Below are 4,829 nucleotides of genomic sequence, written 5' to 3' on the forward strand. Positions count from 1 at the left end.
AGAAATCTCCTATTATTTAGCTATTTTTTATTTTTTGTAATCTACCAGCTGAGTAGTTACGTAGAATCTCTTTTTTTATTAAGTATTAAAAAATTATTTTTTAGCTAATAAATCTCTGATTTCAGTTAAAAGATTTTCCTCATTTGTAGGAGCTGGTGGTGTAGCAGGAACTTCATCTTTCTTTCGTAATTGATTAATAGCTTTTACCATCAAAAAGATACAAAAGGCGATGATTGTAAAATCAACAACTGACTGAATAAAATTACCATATCTTATTGCAGCTTCAGGAATAGTTCCTTCAGCGGGCTTTATAACATATTTAAGGTCTGAGAAATTGATTCCACCTAATAAAATACCAACAATAGGCATCAAAAGATCATTGACAATAGAGGTTACAATTTTCCCAAAAGCCCCTCCAATTATAACACCGACAGCTAAATCAATAGCATTTCCTTTGATAGCAAACTCTTTAAACTCTTTTAAAAACATCTGTACCCCTCCTTATAATTTAAAACTTATAAATGTTAAGAAATTTCAATAGCTCTAAGAACATCACAATCTAAAGCGTTGCGATATAGACCTAAAACAGTAGGGATTCCATCCGATTCATCAGCTTTAGAAACCATAAACTCTTTTATTTTAATTTTATGACATTTTTTACATTTATATATATAGTAAAGCTGACACATCTCATTACCATAATCATCAGTAAAATTTTTCTTAGCTAGACCTAAAAATTCATAATCGTGTACAAAATGCAACATAAGACTTCCCTCCTTTTGTCAAAAGTATTATGTTATTTATATACGAAATAAAAGTTGATTTCTTTTTCTCTCAAGAAAAAAAATTATGTAGTTTTGTTGTTTCTATTTTTTAATCCAATAGCCACTCCAGTAATAAATGTCATGAAGTCAGCAAAGGGAAGAGAGAGCCAAACACCATCTATACCAATAAAACTTGGTAAAGTAAAGATACCAATAATAATAAATACAAAACTTCTACCAAAAGATAAAAAATTAGCGATAGTAGCTTTCTCCATAGACTGTAAATAAGATATATGAATAAAATTAGCTCCTAAAAATATAACTGCTGATGAGTATATAAGTAAACCTCTAGAAGCCAATTTGATTAATTCTAAATCTCCGTTGAAAAATTCGATGATAAAATCTCTTTCGAAATACACAAGTGAAAGAATTAGTAAAGAAACAACTAAAGATATCTTATGACCTAAAACTAAGGTGTCTTTTATTCTGCTCCATTGTTTAGCACCGAAGTTATAACTGATAATAGGTTGAATCCCTTGTGCCAAACCATTGAAAATCATTCTAAAAACATAAAATATATAAGCGATTATACTAAAAGCTGCTACTCCAATCTCACCAGTTAAAACCATTAAAGTTGAATTGAATAAAATTGTAATTACAGCAACCGCAAATTCTAGAATAAAAGATGGGAATCCATTCAAGCAAATTCTTTTAATAGCTTTAATATCTAGTGTGTTTTGTATAAATTTTATATTACAATCCTTCCTTAAAAAATAAGAAAGCAAAAATAATGCAGATGACATCTGGGCTATACCAGTAGCATATGCTGCACCATACATTCCCCATTTAAACTTAAGAATGAAAAGTTCATCTAATAAAATGTTTACGATGGCTCCAATTCCCATAGATGCCATAGCAAAATTAGGGCTATTGTTATTTCTAACCACAGCATTTAAAGATATAGATAACATAAAAAATATACTGAAAATAACTCCTGGAATTAAATAAGCTTTTGTTAAGTCAAATAATTTATCACTACTTCCTAAAAAATAGATAATTTTATTTTGGAATATAAGTGTTAACGAACATATGATAATATAGGAAATAATATTTAAAATAATCATATGTGAAAAATATTTATTAACTTCTTCAGATTTTCCTTCTCCCTGTTTTATAGAGATAACTGTGGCTCCTCCAGTTCCAAACATAAGACTCAAAGCAATAGTTAAAGTGATTACAGGGTATGCAACATTAATTGCTGCTAAACCATCTCCACCGATACCTCTACCTATAAAAATACCATCAATAATAACATAAAAAGCTGAGATTAACATTCCCATTACAGCTGGAAAAGAAAAGTTAAAAAATAGCTTACTTATAGAATCTCTTTCTAAATCAATTGATCCAAGTTTCATTATCTACTCCTTTAAAATTTTTACGCCGAGGTAGATTATAACATAAAAAAAAGAGACTGGTAAGTCTCTTTATTTAAAATTTCTTTTCTCTGATAAAAAGTTTTTTTATATTTTTTAATGTTCCAAAAATAATAACTTTATCATTGTTTTCAAGTATTGTATCTCCGGTTACTGGAGTGCTTTCATCATTAGGTTTTATTACAGTTAAAATTTGAAGATTGTAGTGTAATCTAATATAAGAATCCTTTAACTTTGTATCTATAAGTTCTTCAGGTAAATTAGTAATTGTAACTTCTGCAATAACTTCAGACTTAAAAATTGCTAAAACCATAATAGGATTATTTTGGTTTTTAAACATAGCTTTTACTCCGAATCTACTAATTATTTTATCAAATCGAGTTTTAACAAAATTTACTTTTAGAAGAATATACCAGATGATAATAATAAAAATTATAGCTAAAATAGCTTTTAGAATAATTTGTAGGCTATTTTCATCACTTAAACGCATAAAGAAATTTATAACCATAGAGACTATTGTAACTGAGAAAATATAACCAAAAAGGATAGTTATAAAAGCAAGTTTTTTTCTTTTTCTAGAAGAGGTAATAAGTTCACTTTCAACTGTTGTAAAACCACATGTTGTTAACATAGAGATAACTTGAAAACGTGCTGTTTCTTCCGTTAAGCCGGTTAATCTAAAAAGAATAGTGAAAATTTCACAGATTAAAAGATAAGCTAACATTAAACTGAAAAAAGCTAAGATTGCAAAGTCAGTACTCATAACACCACCTATAGATAATAGTTTGTATAAAGATAAGTACTATAAAAAAAAGAAAATCCTTTAATAAATAGAAAAAGTTAAAAAATATATGCTATAATATTTTTAATTAAATTTAGTTAGGAGTAATAAGGTATGAGAAAAATATTATTAGGGATAGCAATTTTATCTTTGGTTGCTTGCAGTAAACAAGAGGTTAAATTTGGAGATGAAAACTTAGAGTTGAAGGGAACTAAATTATATTATAAAGGGAAATTGTTTGATGGATATGTAACTCAAGAGGTTCCTTTTACGGATAAAGTTATAAAAATTGAGTATACAAAAGGAGTTATAAAAACTGAGAAATAGATGAAGAAAAGTGTCCATAGTAAGGATACTTTTTTTTTAAAGGAAGATACAGATGTTTGCAGAAAAGACTTATATCATTGAATTTAAGTTTTGGAGGGAACTATGGAGTTGAAATTTAAATTTTTAGGAAAAACTTGTTGGATATTGGAGATAGATAAAAAATTTAAAATAGGATGTAATCCATCGTTTTTAAATAAAAAAGGAGAGGATATTAGATTTGTTGGACCGGAAGATGAAAGTTTTAAAAATATAAAATTATGGTTGATAACAGAGTGTTCTTTAAATCATTTTGATGAAGAGGGTGCTAAAATTATAGAAGAAAACGCTAGAATTATAACTAGAAAAGAATCTGGAAAACTTTTGAGAGATAAAAAAAACTCAAATATAGATTTTGTCGAATGGTTTAAAAAAAGAGAGATAGAGATAAAAGGGTATAAAATAATAATAGAAGTAATACCGACCTATAAAGGTGGTGGATTTTTATCAAATCCAATTTTGGGGAAGGCTAATGGTTATTTTTTGACAATAATTGATGGAGAAGGGAAAGTGAAACGAATATACATAACAGCGGATACTATATATGCTGAAAATATAATAAAAAATCTTATATATTATCCAATAGATTTGATGATTGCAAATATAGGAAGAATAAAAAATAGTTATTTCAGTGACGATAAGACTATGGATTTAGTTATGTTAAATAGTTTTATTAGAACCTTAAATCCAGAAAATGTAATTACAATTTTTTCTAAGGGAGAAGCTGCTCGAAAAGAGATGAAAAAATATATTGATATAATAGAAGTAGGAGAAGAAAAGGATATATAAAAAGGATGAAGAAATTTTCTTCATCCTTTAGTTTTTTTACATAAACATGCTTACTCCAGGTCCAATTGGTAATCCTAAATAAGTCCATGCAACGAACATTATTGTCCATCCAATTAAGAATACAATAGAGTATGGTAGCATCATAGCAATGATAGTTCCAATTCCCATTGATCCCTCTTTTTCCTCATATTTAGAAGCAAAACCAACTATGATTGGGAAGTAAGACATTAATGGAGATATAATGTTAGTAGTCGAATCTCCAATTCTGTATGCTAATTGAGTATATTCAGGAGTTAATCCTAGTTCAACAAACATAGGAATGAATACTGGAGATAGCATTAACCATTTAGAAGAAGCTCCTCCGATAAATAGGTTAACAAAAGCAGTTAAGAAGATTAATCCAACCGCAGCCCAGATTCCAGAAATTCCTAAATCTTTTAATACATCAGCAAGCTTAACAGCTATAACAATTCCGATGTTTGATTTTGAGAAAACATAAACGAATTGTGCAGAAACGAATATGATAACTAAAACTTGTCCACAAGAAGCCATAGCTTTAGTCATAGCTTTGATAACATCTTTGTGTGATTTAACTGTTTTAGCAGCAATACCGTAAGCTAATCCTGGAATAAAGAATGCAGTAACTACTCAGCTAGTAACTAATAAAGTTTAATAGGAAAGATACTTTTTTCAAATTAA

Annotated in this window: 7 protein-coding genes; 2 read left to right on the forward strand and 5 right to left on the reverse strand. The window is 28.2% G+C overall.

Translation table 11 applies throughout. The features are described 5' to 3' along the window. Positions 1-93: 93 nt before the first annotated feature. From mscL to L988_RS05140, 4 genes are all read right to left on the reverse strand, one after another. Positions 94-489: a large-conductance mechanosensitive channel protein MscL gene (gene mscL / locus L988_RS05125; RefSeq protein WP_047382280.1), complete on the reverse strand. Its 396-nt coding sequence runs from the start codon at positions 487-489 to the stop codon at positions 94-96. 35 nt (positions 490-524) lie between these two features. Further along, complete coding sequence (locus L988_RS05130) at positions 525-764, reverse strand: hypothetical protein (protein WP_047382281.1); 240 nt, start codon at positions 762-764, stop codon at positions 525-527. Between the two features lie 83 nt (positions 765-847). Further along, positions 848-2,179, reverse strand: a complete 1,332-nt coding sequence (locus L988_RS05135; RefSeq protein WP_047382283.1) for an MATE family efflux transporter — start codon at positions 2,177-2,179, stop codon at positions 848-850. Between the two features lie 73 nt (positions 2,180-2,252). Continuing rightward, positions 2,253-2,960, reverse strand: coding sequence for a TrkA C-terminal domain-containing protein (locus L988_RS05140; protein ID WP_047382284.1), 708 nt, complete (start codon positions 2,958-2,960; stop codon positions 2,253-2,255). A 132-nt stretch (positions 2,961-3,092) separates the two neighbouring features. Between L988_RS05140 and L988_RS05145 the strand changes: the two genes are divergently transcribed. Both L988_RS05145 and L988_RS05150 read left to right on the forward strand, forming a co-directional pair. Beyond that, positions 3,093-3,305: a hypothetical protein gene (locus L988_RS05145; RefSeq protein ID WP_047382286.1), complete on the forward strand. Its 213-nt coding sequence runs from the start codon at positions 3,093-3,095 to the stop codon at positions 3,303-3,305. A 102-nt stretch (positions 3,306-3,407) separates the two neighbouring features. Then, positions 3,408-4,130, forward strand: a complete 723-nt coding sequence (locus L988_RS05150) for a hypothetical protein (protein WP_047382288.1) — start codon at positions 3,408-3,410, stop codon at positions 4,128-4,130. A gap of 36 nt (positions 4,131-4,166) precedes the next feature. Here the strand turns inward: L988_RS05150 and L988_RS05155 are convergent, their stop codons facing one another. Beyond that, a complete protein-coding gene (locus tag L988_RS05155; RefSeq protein ID WP_255359928.1) occupies positions 4,167-4,760 on the reverse strand; it encodes an AbgT family transporter in 594 nt (197 codons plus the stop codon). Positions 4,761-4,829 lie beyond the last annotated feature (69 nt).

Source organism: Cetobacterium sp. ZWU0022 (assembly GCF_000800875.1).
In the GTDB taxonomy this organism is placed as follows: domain Bacteria; phylum Fusobacteriota; class Fusobacteriia; order Fusobacteriales; family Fusobacteriaceae; genus Cetobacterium_A.

What these genes read in the sequence shown, in the direction of transcription:
- mscL (WP_047382280.1), bottom strand. Translation starts at nt 489, where the DNA reads ATGTTTTTAAAAGAGTTTAAAGAGTTTGCTATCAAAGGAAATGCTATT.
- L988_RS05130 (WP_047382281.1), bottom strand. Translation starts at nt 764, where the DNA reads ATGTTGCATTTTGTACACGATTATGAATTTTTAGGTCTAGCTAAGAAA.
- L988_RS05135 (WP_047382283.1), bottom strand. Translation starts at nt 2,179, where the DNA reads ATGAAACTTGGATCAATTGATTTAGAAAGAGATTCTATAAGTAAGCTA.
- L988_RS05140 (WP_047382284.1), bottom strand. Translation starts at nt 2,960, where the DNA reads ATGAGTACTGACTTTGCAATCTTAGCTTTTTTCAGTTTAATGTTAGCT.
- L988_RS05145 (WP_047382286.1), top strand. Translation starts at nt 3,093, where the DNA reads ATGAGAAAAATATTATTAGGGATAGCAATTTTATCTTTGGTTGCTTGC.
- L988_RS05150 (WP_047382288.1), top strand. Translation starts at nt 3,408, where the DNA reads ATGGAGTTGAAATTTAAATTTTTAGGAAAAACTTGTTGGATATTGGAG.